Here is a 19,836-nt window from a genome sequence, read left to right as displayed (position 1 = left end):
ATGCATCTCCTCCTGGCACAGAAGGGAACGATCAGCGACGGCGAAGAGGCAATCGATCTCGGGCAGTCGCCCGGCGATATCCTCTTTCTGTCTGCCGCCGATACCGAGCTTGCGGCGATTGCCGCAGCGTACGGCGAGGGCGGCCGTTCCCTTCGACTTGCGAGCCTGATGAGCCTCAAGCATCCGATGTCCGTCGATACCTATATCGACAGGACGGCCCGGCATGCGAAGCTCATCATCGTACGGGCGCTCGGAGGCGCGAGCTATTTCCACTATGCTCTGGAGGCGCTGCATGCCTGTGCGGCGCGCCAGGGTGCAATGATTGCGGCGCTGCCGGGAGATTCGAAGCCCGATCCGGGGTTGACGCCTTTTTCCAATGTCGCGCTCGATGACCTCAATGCGCTGTGGTCCTATCTGATCGAAGGCGGCGAAGCGAACTCCAGGGCATTTCTTGCCTATGCCGAGGCGATGCTCTTGGGTGGCGAGAAGCCTATGCCTGCCGCGCCTCTAATGAAGGCCGGCATCTGGTGGCCGGGCAAGGGCGTGATCGGCGTCGAGGAGTGGAGAAGAGTTTCCAAAGCCGAGATGGCGATCCCTGTAGGATTCGAACCCCCGACGGTTGCCATTTCCTTCTATCGCGCGCTGGTCCAGAGCGGTGAGACGAAGCCTGTCGAAGCCATGATAGAGGCGCTTATCGCCGAGGGTATGCGGCCGCTGCCGGTCTTTGCCTATAGCCTGAAGGATGCAGTGTCAGTCGGCATTCTCGAAAGCGTTTTTACCGAGCTGAAGCCGGGCGTGGTCATCAATGCCACCGGCTTTGCGGTTTCGGCGCCGGGCGCGGATCGTCAAGCGACGGTGCTGGAGACGGGCGAGGCCGTCGTTCTGCAGGCCATCTTCTCGGCGTCGTCGAAAGAAGCCTGGGAGGCGTCCTCACAGGGGCTTTCGGCCCGCGATCTCGGCATGAATGTAGCGCTGCCCGAGGTAGATGGCCGCGTTCTTGCTCGCGCCGTGTCCTTCAAGGCGGCTGCCCGCTATGACGAGAGGGTTGAGGCCAATATCGTCGCCAGCGAACCGCTTGAGGACCGCATGCGCTATACGGCGCGGCTCGCCGCCAATTGGGCGCGGCTGCGCAGCACGCCGCCCGGCGATCGCCGTGTCGCGCTTGTTATGGCGAACTATCCCAACCGCGATGGGCGTCTCGGCAACGGCGTCGGGCTGGATACGCCGGCAGGCACGATCGAGGTGCTGAAGGCGATGCGGGCTGCGGGTTACGGCGTTGCCGATCTGCCTGCCGATGGCGATGCACTGATGCGGCATATGGCGGAAGGCCCGACAAATTCCGGGCATGATGGCCGTGTCGTTCGCGAGATGCTTTCCTTCAGCGACTACAAGGATTTCTTCGCGTCACTTCCGAAACAGATTCAGGATGAGATTACGGCGCGCTGGGGTGAGCCGGAGGCGGATCCTTACGCGCTCGACACCGGCTTTGCTCTGCCGTTCGCCCGCTTCGGCGAGATGCTTGTCGGCATCCAGCCGGCGCGCGGCTACAATATCGATCCGAAGGAGAGCTATCATTCTCCCGATCTCGTTCCGCCGCACGGCTACCTTGCCTTCTATGCCTTCCTGCGTCGCTCCTTCGGTGCTCATGCCGTCATCCATATGGGCAAGCACGGCAATCTCGAATGGCTCCCGGGCAAGGCGCTGGCGCTTTCGGAAGCCTGCTATCCCGAAGCGATCCTCGGGCCGTTGCCGAACCTCTATCCTTTCATCGTCAACGACCCCGGCGAGGGCACGCAGGCCAAGCGCCGCACGAGCGCCGTCATCATCGACCACCTGACACCGCCGCTGACGCGCGCTGAAAGCTACGGTCCGCTGAAGGATCTGGAGGCGCTGGTCGATGAATATTACGAGGCTTCAGGGGGCGACCCTCGCCGTATCCGTCTGCTCCGCAAGCAGATCCTTGATCTCGTCGCCGATATCGGCCTGGATCAGGATGCGGGCATCGCCAAGGGCGAGGGCGAAGATGAGGCATTGCGCAAGCTCGACGCCTATCTTTGCGATCTCAAGGAAATGCAGATCCGCGACGGCCTGCACATCTTCGGCGTTTCGCCCTCCGGGCGGTTGCTGGCGGATTTGACGGTGGCGCTGGCAAGAGTGCCGCGCGGGCTTGGCGAGGGTGGCGATCAGAGCCTGCAGCGGGCGATTGCGCGGGATGCTTTTGCGATGATGGAGAGTTTGGCGGGTGTGGAGAGTGCGGCACCCCCCTCTGTCGCCTTCGCGACATCTCTCCCACAAGGGGGGAGATTGGTGGCTCGCGGTGCCCCCCGACATCAAATCGAGATAGAGTCCGCTGACGCTAATGATAAAGATCTGGCAAGGCGAAGCGGCACACTCCCGCCAATCTCCCCCCTTGTGGGAGAGATGTCAGCGAAGCTGACAGAGGGGGGTATCTCTCCGATCAAACCGTTCGATCCATTGGATTGCGACATGGCCGCCGAATGGACCGGCCCGCGTCCCTCTATTCTGCAAAGTATCTCTGACACCCCCTGGCGCACCCAAGGCGATACCGTGGAGCGGATCGAACTCCTGGCCGCACAATTGGTCTCTGGCGAAACGGCATGCCCCGAGAACTGGCCAAACACCCGCGCGGTTCTCAGCGAGATTACCTCGAAGCTCCAGCCGTCCATCCTCGCTTGCGGCGATGCGGAAATCTCGGCCCTGCTCAAAGGCCTCGACGGCCGTTTCGTTCCGCCTGGCCCCTCCGGTGCGCCCACGCGCGGCCGGCCGGACGTTTTGCCGACGGGGCGGAACTTCTACTCGGTCGACAGCCGTGCCGTGCCGACGCCGGCCGCTTACGAGCTTGGCAAGAAATCGGCCGAGCTGCTGATCCGCCGTTACGTGCAGGACCATGGCGAATGGCCCGTCTCCTTCGGCCTGACCGCCTGGGGCACGTCGAACATGCGGACGGGAGGCGACGATGTCGCGCAGGCTCTGGCGCTGATCGGCGTCAAGCCCGTCTGGGACATGACGTCTCGCCGCGTGACGGGCTATGAGATCATACCGCCGGCCATGCTGCGGCGGCCGCGTGTCGATGTCACGCTGCGTATCTCGGGTTTTTTCCGTGATGCGTTTCCCGAGCAGATCGCCCTGTTCGACAAGGCAATCCGCGCAGTCGGCATGCTCGATGAGGATGCGAGCGACAATCCGATTGCGGAGCGCATGCGTGGCGAGATCGCGCGGCTGGAAGCGGCTGGCCTCGACGCAGCCTCCGCCCGCCGCAGGGCCGGCTATCGCATTTTTGGGTCGAAACCCGGAGCCTATGGTGCCGGTCTGCAGGCGCTTATCGACGAGAAGGGGTGGGAGCGGCGCGCCGATCTCGCCGAAGCCTATCTCGTCTGGGGCAGCTATGCCTATGGCGCCGGCGAGGAAGGCAGAGCCGAACGCGGCGTCTTCGAGGAGCGGTTGCGTTCTATTCAGGCGGTCGTGCAGAACCAGGACAATCGCGAGCATGACCTGCTCGACAGCGATGATTATTATCAGTTCGAGGGCGGAATGGCGGCGGCTGCCGAGCAGCTTGGCGGCGCGCGCCCCTCGATCTATCACAATGATCATTCGAGGCCGGAAAAGCCTGTGATCCGCTCGCTTGAGGAAGAGATCGGTCGTGTCGTGCGCGGCCGCGTCGTCAATCCCAAGTGGATCGATGGCATCATGCGCCACGGCTACAAGGGCGCCTTCGAGATCTCCGCGACCGTGGACTATCTCTTCGCCTTCGCCGCGACGACGGGGGCAGTAGGCAATCACCACTTCGAAGCCGTCTACCAGGCTTTCGTGGTCGATCAGCATGTGCGGGATTTCATGGCGGAGAAGAATCCGGCCGCGCTGCGGGAGATGCGGGAACGTCTTCTTGAGGCGATCGACCGCAAGCTCTGGACACCGAAAAGCAATTCGGCGCGCTTCGATCTGGAAAGCCTGAAAGAACGCAAGGAGGCGGCGGCATGAGCGGGGTCGACGAGCTTCTGGTCGCCTTTCGAGATTATCTGCAGTCGCGCAGCGATCTCTTGTTGCAGCATTTCATTGACGGTTTTGATTGGCCGACCGAGGAGCGCGCGCTGGCGCCGAGGGATCTGCCCGTCTTCTCCCATCTTCGCGAGCTCGATCAGGTTGCCACCGGGGCGGAAGGGGCCTTGCTCGGCAGGCTTTCCCATGCGGCGGATCTACTGCATTGGGCTCAGACCTATAGCATCACCGATTTTGGCAGTGATTTCCTGCAGCGATATGGCTGGGTTGAGCTGTTCGGCACGCGCGGGCATTTTGCGAGCGAGGAGATGGCCGGGGGCTTTCTGCTCCTTGGTCCGGACGTCCACTATCCAGATCATCATCACGTGGCCGAGGAAATCTATATCCCTCTGACCGATGGCTCCCTATGGAGTAAGGACGCGCAGCCGTTCCTGCCGCGCTGGTCCGGCGAGGTCATTCATCACCCCTCGAACATCCGCCATGCCATGCGCACGGAAGATCAGCCGCTTGTCGCGCTCTATCTTTGGCGCGGCGGACCGCTGGCACAGAAATCGATCATATCAGGGAGAACGCAATGAGCGACGAATTGGCCGAAACCGGCGCGGACGCACCGAAGAACGACGATGCCCGTCACGCCGACAAGATGGCCAAGAAGAAGGCCGCGCGCGACAAGATCATGGCGACCAAGACCGACGAGAAGGGCCTCATCATCGTCCATACCGGCAAGGGCAAGGGAAAATCCTCCTCCGCCTTCGGCATGATCTTCCGCCACATCGCCCATGGGAAGCCGAGCGCCGTCGTGCAGTTCATCAAGGGCGCCATGTGGACCGGCGAGCGCGACCTGATCGAGAAGCATTTCTCCGATCTCTGCCAGTTCCATACGATGGGCGAAGGCTTCACCTGGGAAACGCAGGACCGCGCCCGCGACGTGGCGGCGGCTTCTGCTGCCTGGGAGAAGGCCAAGGAGCTGATCCGTGATGAGCGGAATTCGATGGTGCTGCTGGATGAGATCAACATCGCGCTTCGCTATGACTACCTCGACATCAAGGATGTGATCGAATTTCTCAGGGACGAAAAGCCCTACATGACCCATGTGGTCCTGACGGGCCGAAACGTCAAGGAAGAGCTGATCGAGATTGCCGATCTCGTGACCGAGATGGAATTGATCAAACATCCATTCCGTTCCGGCATCAAGGGGCAGCCGGGTGTCGAATTCTGACCATTTGCCGGGCGCTCAACCGCCCGGCAGCATCGCCTTCAGTGCTTCTGCCGTCTCAGGGTTCGCGGGAAAGAAGGATTCGATGGCCAATTCCGACAAGGTGACATCGACGGGCGTTCCGAAGACCGTCGTGGCGGACAGAAACGAAAGATGTCCCGCCTCGGTGATAAGCTCCAGAGGTACAGCGATGCCGGCGAAATCCCGCTCCGGAGCTGCCGATTTCGGGGCAGGCGGCGCGGGATAAGCTGACAGTTCCTGCAGCAATTTTGCCAGCACGGGATCGCCTGTTGCCGACACTTGCTGGCGCAGGCGCTCCAACAGATGTGCACGCCATTCGGCGAGATTGGCGATGCGAGGCGCCAGGCCTTGCGGGTGCAGGCTCAATCGCAGGACGTTGATCGGCCCCTCGGTCAACGAGGTGTCGACGACACCGGCAAGCAGCGGTGCGACGGCGGCATTGGCGGCGATCAGCGTCCAGTGCCGGTCGATCGCCAGGGCCGGGAAGGGCTCGTGGCCTTTCAGCAGCATGTCGATCGCCCGCCGTGCCGGGGCAAGCGCCGGGTCGTCCAGTTTACGTTCGGGAAAGACGGGGGCAAATCCGGCCGCGAGAAGCATCGGGTTGCGTTCGCGCAAGGGTACACCGAGCCGTTCGGCGAGATGTATCAGCATCTCGCGGCTTGGAAGCGCCCGCCCGCTCTCGATGAAGCTCAGATGTCGCTGCGATATATCGGCTTCAAGGGCGAACTCGAGCTGGCTCAGGCGGCGGCGCTGCCGCCATTCGCGCAGATGGTCGCCGAGAGAGCGAGCCGGGTTCATCATGCGGCAACCGGCAGCTGGTCGATGAAGCCGTGAACGGACTTCAGCCGCTCGCCTTCCAGGATCGCGAAATCCGTGCCCTTGATCAGCGGCGCGGCATCGGCCGGGCCGAAACCCCAGGAGAAGCGGAGGTTGTCGCCGTGCCGCTCGCCGTTAGTGATCAGGGTGAAGCGGAAACCGGGGAAGCGCTCGTGTGCGGCCGTGACCAGCGCATGGATCTGCTCGCGGTTGTCGGCGCGCATCATTGGGTCGATATAGCTGCAGTCTTCCGCCCATGCCTCGGCAATGAGCGCGCGGCGGCGGTCGGTGTCGGCCTCGTTCCAGATGGCGATATAGCGGTCTGCAATTGTGTTCGCGTCAGTCATCGGTCAACTCCTTTGGATCGCCTGAACCGTTCAGGCGGGGCGATCATCGGCGCGTACCGAAGCAGTATCAATTACGTCGGAGGTAATCAAAGGCTGGATCTTACAATCCGAGCCAGATCCAGACGGGATGGGTGGGGTCGGCCAGCAGCTTGACCGCAAAGGCGATGCAGACGACGACCAGCAGCGGCTTGATCAGCTTGGCGCCGATGCGCATGGCGAGCCGTGAGCCGAGCTGGGCGCCGAGGAACTGGCCCACACCCATCGTCAGCCCGACCTTCCAGAGGATGGCGCCGGAGAAGATGAAGACGATGAGGCCGCCGAGGTTCGAGCCGAAGTTGAGCAGCTTCGTATGAGCCGTCGCCTTCAGCAGGCCGAAGCCGGCGAGCGTGACGAAGGCGAGCATCAGGAACGAACCCGTGCCCGGTCCGAAAGCGCCGTCATAAAAGCCGATCAGCGGCACGAGCGTCACACCGAAAAGTCCTGCACTCATGCGCCGATGCTTTTCGACATCGCCGAGATTGGGCTTCATGGCGAAGTAGAGTGCGATTGCGATCAGCAGGAAGGGCAGGATGATGCGCAGAACTTCGCTCGGCATGACTGTCGCCAGCAGCGCACCGAGCATGCCTCCAAGGACCGCCATTGCGGCCATCGGAAGCTGTTCGCGAAGCTTGACATGCCCTTGCCTAGCATAAGCAATCGTGGCCGAGGCCGCGCCGCAGATCGACTGCACCTTGTTCGTGCCGAGGGTCTGCAGCGGTGGAATGCCGGCCAAGAGCATGGCGGGCACGGTGACCAGCCCTCCGCCGCCCGCAATGGAATCGACGAAGCCGGCAAAGAATGCGGCGGCAAACAGCAGAAGCAGGATCTGGAATGTGATGTCTGGCAAGGCGGGAACTCGAGGGCGGGAAATCAGCGGCCTTCTGGCACTTCGCCTGCCGCAAGGCAATTGCTATCAGGACACACCGGGCGAAATTGACGTGCCGAAAGGCGCCCGCTACAGCTGTCATATCGGCCGATGCCGTTGGGAGCGACTATGACGACATATGCCAATTCCACCCGCCGCTATCTTCTGGGCCTCGGCTGCGAGCGCGGCACGGACTGGAATGAGGTGCGGATGCTTGCGGAAAGAGCATTCCAGGAGGCAGGCATCGGGAGTGACCAGGTTCTGGCTGTTGTCTCGATCGATACGCGCATGGATGAGCCGGCCATTCTGGAGACTGCCACGCATTTCCGCCTCCCGGCTCGCTTCTTCAAGGCGGCCGCATTGGAGCGGGAGACTCCGAGACTAAAGAACCCTTCCGAGATCGTCTTTGCTCATGCCGGTTGCCACGGCGTCGCCGAGGCTGCGGCGCTGGCGGCCGCCGGCCCGGATTCGGAGCTCGTGCTTCCCAAGATCAAGTCCAGCTTTGCGACGGCCGCGATCGCCAGGATCGTCTGAGCAGCGAATTCGCTCCGCAAATCTCATCAATGCTCCATGGGACCATCGTGGTACCATTTCGCCGGCGGCGGTTCTCGTGTATGCCGATAGTTCAAGCGTGATCCGCGACGAGAGGGATTTTCCGAAAGATCAAGCTTATTCAGTATGTTGGTAAGGAAAAATCATGCATAAGGTCATTTATGATACGGATCCGGGCGTCGATGACGCCATGGCGCTTCTCTTTTTGCATCGTCACCCGGATATCGACCTTCTCGGCGTAACGACGGTTTTCGGCAACGCCTCTGTCGATACGACGACGCGCAACGCGCTGTTTCTGAAGCGCGAGTGGAATATTCCGTGCCCGGTCGCGCGCGGTGCCAGCGTCACCTTCGATCCCTCGCGGCAGGAACGGCCGTGGCCGACCGTCGTTCACGGTCACAATGGTCTCGGCGACATCGACGTGCCCGAGACGATCGACCTGCCGGCCGATCCGCGGCCGGCCTACCAGTTCATCATCGATACCGTCCGTGCCAATCCGGGCGAGGTGACCCTGGTCGCCGTCGGCCGCATGACCAATCTGGCTCTGGCGCTGAAGCACGACCCCGAGATCGCCTCGCTCGTGAAGGGCGTCGTCATCATGGGCGGCAATTTCTACGTACCGGGCAATGTCACTCCGGTCGCGGAAGCCAATATTCACGGTGATCCGGAAGCTGCCGATTTTATCATGACGGCGCCGTGGAAAGTGGTCGTGGTCGGTCTCGACGTTACGTCGGTGACGACGATGAGCCGCAGCTATCTGGCTGACATGGCAAAGGCGGGCGGGCCCTCCGTGCAGCTGCTCGCGGACCTCTCGCAGTCCTATATCGATTTCTACAAGCATGCGGTCGAAGACGGCATGATGGTCCACGACAGCTGCGCTTGCGTCTACGTCGTCGCGCCCGAGTTGTTCGACACGATCGAGGGATCGATCCGCGTCGTCTGCGGCGGCATTGCCGATGGCCAGACGATCATCAAGCAGGATGGCCGCCGCTTCCCGCCGGGCGATTGGGACAATCTGCCGAGCCAGATCGCCTGCACCGGCATTCGCTCGCAGCAGGTTCTCGACCTGATCCGTGACGTGATTCTGGGCAAGGTGAAGCACTGAGCCCCGTGAAGGGGGCGCGCGATAATGCCCCCTTCACAATTCGCTGAAGGCCATTCTCCAGTTCTATCGGGAACCTATTTGAGTTTCCGGATATATTGAGTCCGGAATGCCATGCGATCGATCGACTATTTTCCTTTCCTGTCGTCGTTGGAAAAGCCCATAGCGTGCTGTCGCTCATGCCGAGAGGATGTGTGACGTAATGTTTGCAGTGGGAGCGATGTCGAACCGAGATCGCCTTATCCCGTTCTCAACATTGCAATTTCGCCCATCCGGGCATAGGACACATGGGATGAACGATACCGCCTTTTCCAATCTGCCGGCCCTCGAGCCAGGGTCCGTCTGGCTTGTCGGCGCCGGGCCGGGCGATCCGGGGCTTTTGACCCTGCTGGCCGCCAAGGGATTGGCCGAGGCTGATATCATCGTGCATGATGCGCTCGTCAATGAAGATTGCCTGAAACTCGCGCGTCCGGGTGCCGTGCTGGAATATGCCGGCAAGCGCGGCGGCAAGCCGTCGGCCAAGCAACGGGATATCTCGCTGCGGCTGGTGGAGCTGGCGCGGGCCGGCAAGCGCGTCCTGCGCCTCAAGGGCGGTGATCCCTTTGTTTTCGGGCGCGGCGGCGAGGAGGCGCTGATGCTTGTCCAGCATGGGATTCCGTTCCGCATCGTGCCCGGCATTACGGCCGGGATCGGCGGCCTTGCCTATGCTGGCATTCCCGTCACCCATCGCGACGTCAACCACGTCGTCACCTTCCTGACCGGCCATGATTCGTCTGGCGTCGTGCCTGATGCGATCAATTGGGAGGCGATCGGCAGGGGCTCGCCCGTCATCGTCATGTATATGGCGATGAAGCACATCGCCCAGATCAGCGCCAATCTCATCGCTGCCGGCCGCTCTGCGGATGAGCCTGTTGCCTTCGTCTGTAATGCGGCCACGCCCTCCCAGCAGGTATTGGAAACGACGCTCGGGCGTGCGCTTCAAGATGTCGAAGCCTCCGGCCTCGAGCCGCCGGCCATCGTCGTCGTCGGCGAGGTGGTGAAATTGCGGCCGTCGCTCGATTGGCTTGGCGCGCTTTCCGGCCGTACGCTGGTGCCATCAGTCGAACGGCCGGGCGAAAGCGGACATAAGGTGCCGGCATGAGTGGCCTTCTGATCGCGGCACCCTCTTCAGGCTCCGGCAAGACCACATTTACGCTCGGTCTGCTGCGGGCACTGCGAAACAAGGGTGTTGCGGTCGCATCCGGCAAGGCGGGACCGGACTATATCGATCCTGCCTTTCATGCGGCAGCCGTGGGATCGCCCTGCCTCAACTTCGATCCCTGGGCCATGCGTGCCGAACTCATTTCCGCCAACTCGGCGCTTCATCGCGCCGGCGGGCGGATGCTCGTCATCGAGGGGATGATGGGCCTCTTCGACGGCGCTACCGATGGTACGGGCACGCCGGCCGATTTGGCAGCTTTGCTCGGCCTGTCCGTCGTGCTTGTCGTCGATTGCTCGCGCATGTCGCAATCGGTTGCGGTCGTCGTCAGCGGTTTTGCCAATTTTCGCGCCGATATCCGCATCGCCGGTGTCGTGCTCAATCGCGTTGCCAGCGACAGGCATGAGAAAATGCTGCGTCAGGCACTGAATGCGGTGCGTATGCCCGTCGCCGCCGTCATCCGCAGTGATGTCAGCCTGGCATTGCCGGAGCGGCATCTTGGCCTGGTGCAGGCGGGAGAGCATGGGGCGCTCGAGCAATTTATCGAGGCGGCCGCCGAGGTCGTCTCGAAGACCTGTGATTTCGAACTGCTCTTGCGGGCGGCGCATCAGCATGTCGTCCGTCCCTCGGTTGCCAATATCGCGCGCCTGATGCCGTTCGGCCAACGCATTGCCGTAGCGCGGGATATCGCCTTCGCCTTCTGCTACGAGCATATGCTGCTCGGCTGGAGGCGGCGCGGCGCGGAAATATCCTTCTTTTCTCCGCTCGCGGACGAAGCCCCTTCCGTCGATGCCGATGCCGTCTATCTCCCAGGTGGTTATCCGGAATTGCACGCCGGAAAGCTCGCTGCCGCGCAGCATTTCCAGGATGGCGTGAAGGCGGCCGCCGCGCGCGGAGCGCGCATCTATGGCGAGTGCGGTGGGTACATGGTGCTCGGCGAGGGGCTTGTGGATGCGGCGGGTGTGCATCACGGGATGCTCGGCCTCTTGCCCGTCGTGACCAGCTACGAGAAGCGGCAGCGCCATCTTGGCTATCGGCGCGTGGTGCCGCTTGCCGGCTCCTTCTTCGAGAAGCCGATGACTGCGCATGAGTTTCACTATTCAACGATCGTGTCGGAAGGCGAGGCGGACCGCCTGTTTGCGGTCAGCGATGCGCTCGATACCGATCTGGGTGAAGCCGGCCTGCAACGCGCCAATGTCGCCGGTTCCTACATGCATCTGATCGATCTTGCCGGTGACGCCGCATGACGAACAGGATCATCCATGGCGGCGGCATCACTGCGGCGGCGCGCCAATATGGCGGACATCCGGAGGAATGGCTGGATCTGTCGACGGGTATCAACCCCAATCCGGTCTCCTTGCCCGAAATCCCCGTCGCGGCATGGCATCGGCTTCCGGATCAGCATTTGCAGGAGCGGGCGCGTGAGGCGGCGAGGGGCTATTATCGCAGCGGCGATATCTCGCCATTGCCGGTTCCGGGCACGCAATCGGTCATTCAATTGCTTCCAAGGCTCGTAGCCGGCGGCCGGGTTGCGATCCTCTCGCCGACCTATGGCGAATATGCGCGTGCCTTCACGCTGGCCGGCCTGCAGGTTCGCCAGGTTTCGACGATTGCGGAACTCACCTCCGACGACCGGCTGGTCGTTGCCGTCAACCCCAACAATCCCGATGGGCGGACTCTGTCGGTCGAGCAGTTGCGGGAGCTGCATGACAGGCAGTGCGAGCACGACGGCATTCTTCTGGTCGACGAGGCTTTCGGCGATGTCGAACCGGCGGCAAGCATGGCGCCTTTTGCCGCCGAGATGCCGAACCTCATCATCTTCCGCTCCTTCGGAAAGTTTTTCGGCCTGGCCGGCCTGCGGCTGGGTTTCATGATTGCTGAAGCTTCGATCATGACCCGTTTCGAGGACTGGCTCGGCCCCTGGGCGGTTTCCGGCCCGGCCCTTTCGATTGCTGCTTCTCTGATGGAAAGCGACACGAGCGCCATTCGGAACTGCATCCTTCAACGGCATGTGGCGCTGGAAGGGGTTCTTCGTCGATCGAAGCTTCAGGTCGCCGGCGGCACCCGCCTGTTTGCACTGGTTGCAGACGACCGCGCCGAGGGCATATATACGCATCTCTGCCGTCATCATATTCTGGTCCGCAAGTTCGATTATGCGCGCAATTGGCTGCGTTTCGGACTGGCTCCGGATGAGGCGGCAGATCAACGACTCGCCGGGGCACTAGAGTCGGATGATTCTAGGTCTGTTCGACCTAGAATCTGAATCCGCTCTAGAATCAAAGAAGTAGAGCATGATGTTGTCCGAAAGCCGCTCAAACACTTTTCGGCATCATGCTCTAGAGGAATATTCGACATGACCGCCGACGAACATTTGCTCATTCTGGTCCTTGCTTTGCTGCTCGACCGTATCGTCGGCGATCCCGACTGGCTTTGGCACCGCGTTCCGCACCCGGTCGTGCTGTTCGGCAAGGCGATTTCGTCCTTCGACCAACGGTTCAATGCCAAGCATCTGCCAGGCGTGCTTCGCCGCCGCAATGGGTTGATGTCGATTGTCGCACTGCTGATGGGAGCCGTGATCGCCGGCTGGGCCATTCATGGTTTTCTGGCCTTCTTCGGCTGGCTCGGCATCTTGGTCGAGGCGGGGCTTGTGGCAGTTTTCATGGCACAGAAGAGCCTTGCCGATCATGTTGGCGAGGTGTCGCGGGCATTGCGTTCCGATGGTCTCGAGGGTGGGCGTCTTGCCGTTTCCCGCATCGTCGGCCGCGATCCCGAGACCTTGGACGAGCCGGGTATCTGCCGCGCCGCCATCGAAAGCCTGGCCGAGAACTTTTCCGATGGCGTTGTCGCTCCGGCGCTGTGGTACGGGGTTTTCGGGCTGCCGGGCCTGTTTTTCTACAAGATGCTCAACACCGCCGATTCGATGATCGGGCACAAATCCGAAACTTATGTCGATTTCGGCCGCGCTGCCGCGCGGCTCGACGACATCGCCAACTGGCCGGCCGCGCGCCTGTCCATCCTGCTGATTGCCGCCGGCGCTCTGATCAAGCGGGGGATTTCCGCGCTTGGAAATGCCATCCGCATCGCCGTCCGTGATGGCGGGCTGCACCGCTCTCCCAACTCGGGGAGACCTGAAGCGGCTATGGCCGGTGCGCTTGATATCCAGCTTGCCGGCCCGCGAATCTATGGGGGAGAACTCGTGCGCGAGCCGATGATCAACGGAGCCGGCCGCGATACGGCGACCGTCAGTGACATCGAAGCCGGCATTTCGATCTTCTATTGCGCATGCTCAATGCTGACACTTCTCGCTTTCCTGGGATTCCTGCTGCTGCTGTAAGTACCCCAAATTAAGCAATCACTCACTATATGTATTAATTTGGTATAATCAGCATAGCGATAGACTCTCCCATCGTCTGAATTGCTTCGAGAGGAAGCAAACAGTCGGAGGGGCAAGATGAAGCGTATCGCGTTGGCAGTAACAGCATGCCTATGCATGCAATTCCACACCATTTCGGCCCATGCCGGAACTGTTGTTGCGGTGGTCGATCTTCGATCGCAAACAATGACCGTTTCAGAGGATGGAACTCTGAAGTATCGCTGGCGAGTGTCGACGGCGCGCAGAGGGTATGTGACACCGACCGGCTCCTACACGGCCAAATGGTTGTCGAAGGATCATCGTTCGAAGAAATATGACGATGCGCCGATGCCTTACGCCGTGTTCTTCAATGGCGGCTATGCCGTTCACGGCACCTACGAGGTGAGACAACTCGGCAGGCCGGCGTCGCATGGCTGCGTGCGGCTTGATACCCGCAATGCTGCCACCTTCTTCGCGATGGCAGCGGATGCAGGGCTTCACAATACGCGCATCGTCATCAGCGAGTGATCTCTAGCGAAGGGATAACGCTTTGTCCTTGCAGTTCGGCCGCAATGCTGCCGCATCTGACGGTCATGTCGCCATAATTCCGCAATTGTGACGCGACCGTCATTTTGCTGTTTGCGCAACAGTGCGTCGCCAAATTGCCGTGGCTTCAGGTGGAAACCATTGGCTTTTGGAATGGATTTCCCTATGAGGGGATTGAATTATTATTTCAAGAGGTATGGGCAGTGACTGCTACATTTGACAAAGTTGCCGACATCATCGCTGAAACCAGCGAAATCGACCGTGACACGATCACCCCGGATAGCCACACGATCGACGACCTTGGCATCGACAGCCTGGACTTCCTGGATATCGTTTTCGCGATCGACAAGGAATTCGGCATCAAGATCCCGCTCGAGCAGTGGACGCAGGAAGTCAACGAAGGCAAGGTCTCGACCGAAGAGTACTTCGTGCTGAAGAATCTCTGTGCCAAGATCGATGAGTTGCGCGCCGCCAAGGGCTGAGCGACATCCTTGCATTTTTTTGACGCCCAGCCGCCCTTGAATATGGCGGCCGGGCGGTTTCATTCTTAAATAGCGTATCCCGCCCGCAGCATCCTGGCTTGCCGGGTTGGATCGGAGGCGTTGATGCTGCTGGAATATTTCCAGATGATCGACAGGATCGAATCCGTCGATCTGTCCAAGGGCCAGTTGAAGGCTCGTTCCGTCGTTCCGGCGAAAAGCCCGGTCTTCGAGGGCCACTTCCCAGGCATGCCGCTCGTTCCCGGCGTTCTCCTTATCGAAACGATGGCGCAGGCCTCGGGCATGCTCGTGCTTGCGGCGACAAAATTCGCCTATATGCCGTTCCTGATGTCGGTCGACGGCGCCAAGATGCGGACCTTCGTGGAGCCGGAAGCCGAACTCGATATCGAGGCCGATCTGGAACACGAGGGTTCGGGCTTTGCAGTGACCAAGGCGCGCATCACCATCGCCGGAAAGAAGGTTTGCGATGCGCAGTTGAAGCTGCGCACCATGCCGTTTAATGAGGTGCCGCTCGGCGATATCGTGCGTAAGCGGGCAGGCGAGGTCGGGCTTCTCGACGCGATCGCCGCCAACGGTTGACGATGCCGGCTTGATCGGCGCCGCATTGGAAGAGGATTGATGAATGAGCAAGGCTCAGAATGATGTGGTCATCACGGGTATCGGCATTGTTACCTGCCAAGGCGTTGGCAAGGACGCGCATGTCGCGCTGCTGAAGGCGGACAAGGCGCCGCCGACCATCGTCGAAACCGAGAAATTCAAGCCCTATCCCGTGCATCCTCTGCCAGAGATCGACTGGTCGCAGCAGATCCCGAAGCGCGGCGATCAGCGCCAGATGGAAAACTGGCAGCGCATCGGCGTTTTCACTGCCGGGCTCGCGCTCGACGACGCAGGCTTCAAGGATGATCTGGAAGCCTGCGGTACCATGGACATGATCGTTGCGGCCGGCGGCGGCGAACGCGACACCAATGTCGACACACTGATCGTCAACGAAGGACTGAAGCGGAACGACCGCGAGCTGCTCTTGAACGAGAAGCTGACGACCGAACTGCGGCCGACGCTGTTCCTGGCGCAGCTTTCCAACCTGCTTGCAGGCAATATCTCCATCGTCCACAAGGTTACGGGCTCGTCCCGCACCTTCATGGGTGAGGAAGCCTCCGGCATTTCCGCTGTCGAGACTGCTTTTCATCGCATCAAGTCAGGCGAATCGAGCCATGCCCTGGTAGGCGGCGCATTTTCCGCCGAGCGCCTCGACATGATCCTGCTGATCGAATCGATCAACGCGCATGCGATCGGCGATTGGCATCCCATCTGGTCGCGCAAGCCGGAAGATGGCGGCGGCATGATCATGGGTTCGGTGAGCGCCTTCCTCGTTCTTGAATCGCGTGCCCACGCCGAAGGTCGCGGCGCGCATATCTACGCAACCATCGACGCGGTCGAGGGCGATCGCGGCAAGCGTGATGGGGGCAAGTTCGAAGCGCGGCTGGAGCGCATGCTCGCGCCTGCCAAGCAAGCGTCCGGCGATGCGACCATCATCTTTTCCGGCACGACGGCAATCCCCGATCTTGCCCAACGCGAAAAGGCGGTGCTCGAAGCGCAGCTTCCGGGCTCGGCCATTCGCGCCTATTCCGGCGTTTCCGGCCACGGGCTGGAAAGCCAATTCCCGCTCGGGCTCGCCTTTGCGGCACTTGCTGTGGCCAATCAGGCCAAGGTGCCGCCTTTCGATGCCGCACATGAAAAGTCGATGCCGACGGGTGCCCGCAAGGCCGTAGTCACGACCGTCGGCCATGTGCGCGGTGAAGGCATCGCCGTACTATCAGCTGAAGCGTGAGGAACAGGATATGACCGCTTACAAGGATCATCTCGGACGTCCGATCGTTGCCGTCACCGGCATGGGGATCATCACGTCGCTGGGGCAGGGCCTGCAGGATAACTGGAATGCGCTGTCTTCGGGCACGTCGGGCATTCACGGCATCACGCGCTTCCCGACGGACGGGCTTTCGACACGCATCGCCGGCACAGTGGATTTCATCGATATTCCTGTTCCGAACGCTGTCGAGCGCTCCTACGCCTTCGCCCGCGAAACGACCATCGAAGCTTTGGCTCAGGCCGGCATTTCCGGCGATTTCGACGCGCCGCTTTTCCTTGCCGCCCCACCGATCGAGCCTGAGTGGAGCGCCCGCTTCGAATTGGCCGACCGCTCTCCTCCGGCCGATCATGACGGCGATGCCTATGAGCGCTTCCTTGCCGCCATGCGCCAGCGCCCGGATCCCACTTTCCACGAAGCCGCTCTTTTCGGCGCCATTTCCGAGCGTCTCGCTGACCGGTTCGGCACGCGTGGCCTGCCGGTGACGCTGTCGACGGCCTGTGCATCGGGCGTGACCGCGATCCAGCTCGGCATCGAGGCGATCCGCCAGGGTCGGACGACACGGGCTCTGACGGTTGCGACCGACGGCTCGTTGAGCGCCGAAGCACTGATCCGCTTCTCACTGTTGTCGGCTCTGTCGACGCAGAACGATCCGCCGACCAAGGCATCGAAGCCGTTCAGCAAGGACCGCGATGGCTTCGTCATCGCCGAGGGCGCCGCGACGCTGGTGCTGGAATCGCTCGAGGCGGCTGTTGCGCGCGGGGCGAAGATCCTCGGCATCATGAAGGGCGCCGGCGACAAGGCCGATTCCTTCCATCGCACCCGCTCGTCGCCTGACGGTGGCCCGGCGATCGCGACGATCCGTGCAGCGCTTGCCGATGCTGGCATGGCCGAGACCGATATCGGCTATATCAACGCTCACGGCACGTCGACGCCGGAGAACGACAAGATGGAATATGGCGCGATGTCCGCCGTCTTCGGCGAACGGCTTCCGACCATTCCGGTTTCGTCTAACAAGTCGATGATCGGCCATACGCTGACGGCTGCGGGTGCTGTGGAGGCGGTGTTCTCGCTGCAGACGATGCTGACCGGCACGCTGCCGCCGACCATCAACTACAACAATCCGGATCCGTCGATCATCCTCGACGTGGTGCCGAACAAGAAGCGTGAAAAGCAGGTGAATGCCGTTCTTTCGAACTCTTTCGGGTTCGGCGGGCAGAACGCCAGCCTTGTCATGGCGCTTGAACCGGCTTAAGCGGACTTCTGAAAAACAGGATACAACTGCGCCCGAGAGGCGAGGGACTTTGCCATGCGTGCTTTGCAACTGATCGACGACCGCAAACTTGAGATCACCGATCTGCCTGAGCCGGAGGCGCCAGGTGCCGGTGAGGTGACGCTGCGCGTCAAGGCCGTCGCTCTCAACCATATCGATGTCTGGGGCTGGCGCGGGATGGCATTTGCCAAGCGCAAGATGCCGCTGGTCATCGGCGCGGAGGCTGCCGGCGTGGTCGAGGCGATCGGGCCGGGTGTCGCCAATGTCCTACCGGGACAGCTCGTATCTATCTATGGCGCACAGACCTGCGGCCTTTGCCGCCATTGCCGCGAAGGTCGTGACAATCTCTGCGAACACGTCAGCGGCGTGCACGGCTTCCATCTCGATGGCTTTGCGCAGGAGAAGGTCAATCTTCCGGCTCGCCTGCTCGTTCCGGCCCCTCCCGGCGTCGATGCGATCGGTGCAGCTCTCGCTCCCGTCACCTTTGGCACGGTCGAGCATATGCTCTTCGACAATGCCAAGCTCGAGCCCGGCGAAACGATCCTCGTCCATGCCGGCGGCTCTGGTATCGGCACGGCTGCCATCCAGCTCGCCAAGAAGATTGGCTGCACTGTTATCACCACGGTCGGTTCCGATGACAAGATCGAGAAGGCGAAGGCGCTGGGTGCCGATCACGTCATCAACTACCGCACCGACCGCTTCGAGGGCGTCGTGCGCAAGCTGACGAAGAAGAAGGGCGTCGACGTGGTCTTCGAACATGTCGGCAAGGATACTTGGGCGGGCTCCATGCTTTGCATGAAGCGTGGCGGCCGTCTCGTTACCTGCGGCTCGACCTCGGGTGTCTCGACCGAGATCAATCTGATGATGCTGTTCCAGCAGCAGCTGAAGCTGCTCGGTTCCTTTGGTTGCCGCATGGAGAATATGGCCAATGCCATGCAGAAGATGGCGCGCGGCCTCGTTCACCCGGTGATTGATACCGAGGTCGGCTTCAATGATATCGATCGGGCACTGGAGCGGATGGAATCGCGCCAGATATTCGGCAAGATCATCCTGAAGATGGATTGAGCCGCGTGAAGCTCTTCATCACCCGGATCGTCCTTGCGCTCAGAAATTTCCAGCAGTGGCTGGTGGCGCAGGTCATTTTCGGATTCCTGAATTTCCTGAAGCTGTTTCCGGCGGATGCGGGCATCAATTTCGCCGATTGGCTGACCCGCAAGATCGGTCCGCGCATGCGGCGGCATCAATTGATGCTGACCAATCTGCGCAATGCCTTTCCGGAAAAGAGCGAGGCAGAGATCGAGGAAATTGCGCGTGCAAGCTGGGGCAATATGGGCCGGCTGGCGGCGGAGTACGTCTTTCTCGACCGGCTTTTCGACTTCGATCCCCATAGCGACAAGCCGGGGCGCATCGAAGTTTCGGGCATTCCGATCTTTCTCGACCTCAGGGATAATCCGCGACCGTTCATCGTTTTTACCGGGCATACTGGCAATTTCGAGCTGCTGCCGGTTGCGGGCGCCGCCTTCGGCCTGAAGGTGACGGTGCTCTTTCGCCCGCCGAACAATCCCTATGTCGCCCAGAAGGTTTTCGATTTTCGTGCCAAGCGCATGGGCAATCTCGTACCTTCCCATGCCGGCTCGTCCTTCAGCCTTGCACGCGAGCTCGAGGCGGGTCGCGGTGTAGGCGTGCTGGTGGACCAGAAATTTCGCAAGGGTTTGAAGACCTTGTTCTTCGGCCGCGATGTAAAGACGAACCCGCTGCTGCCGAAGCTCGTGCGTCAGTTCAATTGCGAGGTTTATCCGGCCCGCTGCGTCCGCCTGCCCGATAATCGCTACCGGCTGGAGATCGAGCCGAAGCTCGAAATGCCGCGCAATGAAGCCGGCGGTCTCGATCTGACTGCGACGGCGCAGATGCTGAACGACAAGGTGGAAAGCTGGGTGCGGGAAAACCCTGAACAGTGGCTCTGGTATCATGACCGCTGGAATATCAAGAAGAGCGTTTTCTAGGCATCCATTTCGGCGCGTTACCGACAGTTCTGCATGTATATTTGCATCCGGTCTTCATGCAGTCATTACGCCCAGTAAGCCTTGTATTTCAGAAAGTTCTCCTTTCCCGAGAACTTCCGCTCATC

At 61.2% G+C, this 19,836-nt stretch carries 19 protein-coding genes; 16 read left to right on the top strand and 3 right to left on the bottom strand.

What is annotated here, in order from left to right; translation table 11 throughout:
- Genes cobN through cobO form a run of 3 tightly spaced genes read left to right on the top strand, consistent with a single transcriptional unit; the run spans position 1 to position 5,236 of the window.
- Complete coding sequence (gene cobN / locus AC13Q5_RS32675) at positions 1-3,999, top strand: cobaltochelatase subunit CobN (RefSeq protein ID WP_488504537.1); 3,999 nt, start codon at positions 1-3, stop codon at positions 3,997-3,999.
- The gene (locus AC13Q5_RS32670) at positions 3,996-4,595 is read left to right on the top strand and encodes a dimethylsulfonioproprionate lyase family protein (protein ID WP_488504536.1); all 600 of its coding nucleotides are present in this window, start codon (positions 3,996-3,998) and stop codon (positions 4,593-4,595) included. The genes cobN and AC13Q5_RS32670 overlap by 4 nt, the downstream gene beginning before the upstream one ends.
- Positions 4,592-5,236, top strand: a complete 645-nt coding sequence (cobO, locus tag AC13Q5_RS32665; protein WP_488504535.1) for a cob(I)yrinic acid a,c-diamide adenosyltransferase — start codon at positions 4,592-4,594, stop codon at positions 5,234-5,236. The genes AC13Q5_RS32670 and cobO overlap by 4 nt, the downstream gene beginning before the upstream one ends.
- 15 nt (positions 5,237-5,251) lie before the next feature.
- On the opposite strand, the gene AC13Q5_RS32660 is transcribed toward cobO, so the two are convergent.
- The 3 genes from AC13Q5_RS32660 to AC13Q5_RS32650 all read right to left on the bottom strand — a co-directional run bounded on the left by AC13Q5_RS32660 (position 5,252) and on the right by AC13Q5_RS32650 (position 7,303).
- The gene (locus tag AC13Q5_RS32660) at positions 5,252-6,055 is read right to left on the bottom strand and encodes a helix-turn-helix domain-containing protein (protein ID WP_488504534.1); all 804 of its coding nucleotides are present in this window, start codon (positions 6,053-6,055) and stop codon (positions 5,252-5,254) included.
- Positions 6,052-6,417 (bottom strand): nuclear transport factor 2 family protein, encoded by a 366-nt coding sequence (locus AC13Q5_RS32655; protein ID WP_488504533.1) that lies wholly within the window; start codon positions 6,415-6,417, stop codon positions 6,052-6,054. Before AC13Q5_RS32655 ends, AC13Q5_RS32660 begins: the two co-directional genes overlap by 4 nt.
- A gap of 100 nt (positions 6,418-6,517) precedes the next feature.
- Positions 6,518-7,303: a TSUP family transporter gene (locus tag AC13Q5_RS32650; RefSeq protein WP_457877747.1), complete on the bottom strand. Its 786-nt coding sequence runs from the start codon at positions 7,301-7,303 to the stop codon at positions 6,518-6,520.
- Positions 7,304-7,450: 147 nt separating this feature from the next.
- Here AC13Q5_RS32650 and AC13Q5_RS32645 point away from each other — a divergent pair, with 147 nt between their 5' ends.
- The 13 genes from AC13Q5_RS32645 (at position 7,451) to AC13Q5_RS32585 (ending at position 19,711) form a co-directional block, all read left to right on the top strand.
- The gene (locus AC13Q5_RS32645; RefSeq protein ID WP_488504532.1) at positions 7,451-7,855 is read left to right on the top strand and encodes a cobalamin biosynthesis protein; all 405 of its coding nucleotides are present in this window, start codon (positions 7,451-7,453) and stop codon (positions 7,853-7,855) included.
- Positions 7,856-8,018: 163 nt separating this feature from the next.
- Positions 8,019-8,978, top strand: a complete 960-nt coding sequence (locus AC13Q5_RS32640) for a nucleoside hydrolase (protein WP_488504531.1) — start codon at positions 8,019-8,021, stop codon at positions 8,976-8,978.
- Between the two features lie 289 nt (positions 8,979-9,267).
- Complete coding sequence (gene cobA, locus AC13Q5_RS32635; RefSeq protein ID WP_488504530.1) at positions 9,268-10,116, top strand: uroporphyrinogen-III C-methyltransferase; 849 nt, start codon at positions 9,268-9,270, stop codon at positions 10,114-10,116.
- The gene (locus AC13Q5_RS32630) at positions 10,113-11,420 is read left to right on the top strand and encodes a cobyrinic acid a,c-diamide synthase CobB (RefSeq protein WP_488504528.1); all 1,308 of its coding nucleotides are present in this window, start codon (positions 10,113-10,115) and stop codon (positions 11,418-11,420) included. Before cobA ends, AC13Q5_RS32630 begins: the two co-directional genes overlap by 4 nt.
- Positions 11,417-12,436 carry a threonine-phosphate decarboxylase CobD gene (gene cobD / locus AC13Q5_RS32625; protein WP_488504527.1) on the top strand — a complete coding sequence of 340 codons (1,020 nt, stop codon included), beginning with the start codon at positions 11,417-11,419 and terminating at the stop codon, positions 12,434-12,436. Before AC13Q5_RS32630 ends, cobD begins: the two co-directional genes overlap by 4 nt.
- Positions 12,437-12,526: 90 nt before the next feature.
- Positions 12,527-13,507 (top strand): adenosylcobinamide-phosphate synthase CbiB, encoded by a 981-nt coding sequence (cbiB, locus tag AC13Q5_RS32620; protein WP_075850776.1) that lies wholly within the window; start codon positions 12,527-12,529, stop codon positions 13,505-13,507.
- A gap of 117 nt (positions 13,508-13,624) precedes the next feature.
- Entirely contained in the window at positions 13,625-14,053 is a 429-nt protein-coding gene (locus AC13Q5_RS32615; RefSeq protein ID WP_457877740.1) for a L,D-transpeptidase, read from the top strand.
- A gap of 221 nt (positions 14,054-14,274) precedes the next feature.
- Positions 14,275-14,553: an acyl carrier protein gene (locus AC13Q5_RS32610; protein WP_069613139.1), complete on the top strand. Its 279-nt coding sequence runs from the start codon at positions 14,275-14,277 to the stop codon at positions 14,551-14,553.
- 123 nt (positions 14,554-14,676) lie between these two features.
- Positions 14,677-15,150, top strand: coding sequence for a 3-hydroxyacyl-ACP dehydratase FabZ family protein (locus tag AC13Q5_RS32605; protein ID WP_075850774.1), 474 nt, complete (start codon positions 14,677-14,679; stop codon positions 15,148-15,150).
- 43 nt (positions 15,151-15,193) lie between these two features.
- Positions 15,194-16,399, top strand: coding sequence for a beta-ketoacyl-ACP synthase (locus tag AC13Q5_RS32600; protein ID WP_488504526.1), 1,206 nt, complete (start codon positions 15,194-15,196; stop codon positions 16,397-16,399).
- A 10-nt stretch (positions 16,400-16,409) separates the two neighbouring features.
- A complete protein-coding gene (locus AC13Q5_RS32595) occupies positions 16,410-17,690 on the top strand; it encodes a beta-ketoacyl-ACP synthase (protein WP_488504525.1) in 1,281 nt (426 codons plus the stop codon).
- Between the two features lie 54 nt (positions 17,691-17,744).
- Complete coding sequence (locus AC13Q5_RS32590; protein ID WP_075850771.1) at positions 17,745-18,773, top strand: zinc-binding dehydrogenase; 1,029 nt, start codon at positions 17,745-17,747, stop codon at positions 18,771-18,773.
- Positions 18,774-18,778: 5 nt separating this feature from the next.
- Entirely contained in the window at positions 18,779-19,711 is a 933-nt protein-coding gene (locus AC13Q5_RS32585) for a lipid A biosynthesis lauroyl acyltransferase (RefSeq protein WP_075851831.1), read from the top strand.
- Positions 19,712-19,836 lie beyond the last annotated feature (125 nt).

It is taken from the genome of Martinezella sp. CNPSo 3964 (genome assembly GCF_057784375.1).
This window is presented reverse-complemented; position numbering and strand designations above follow the sequence as displayed.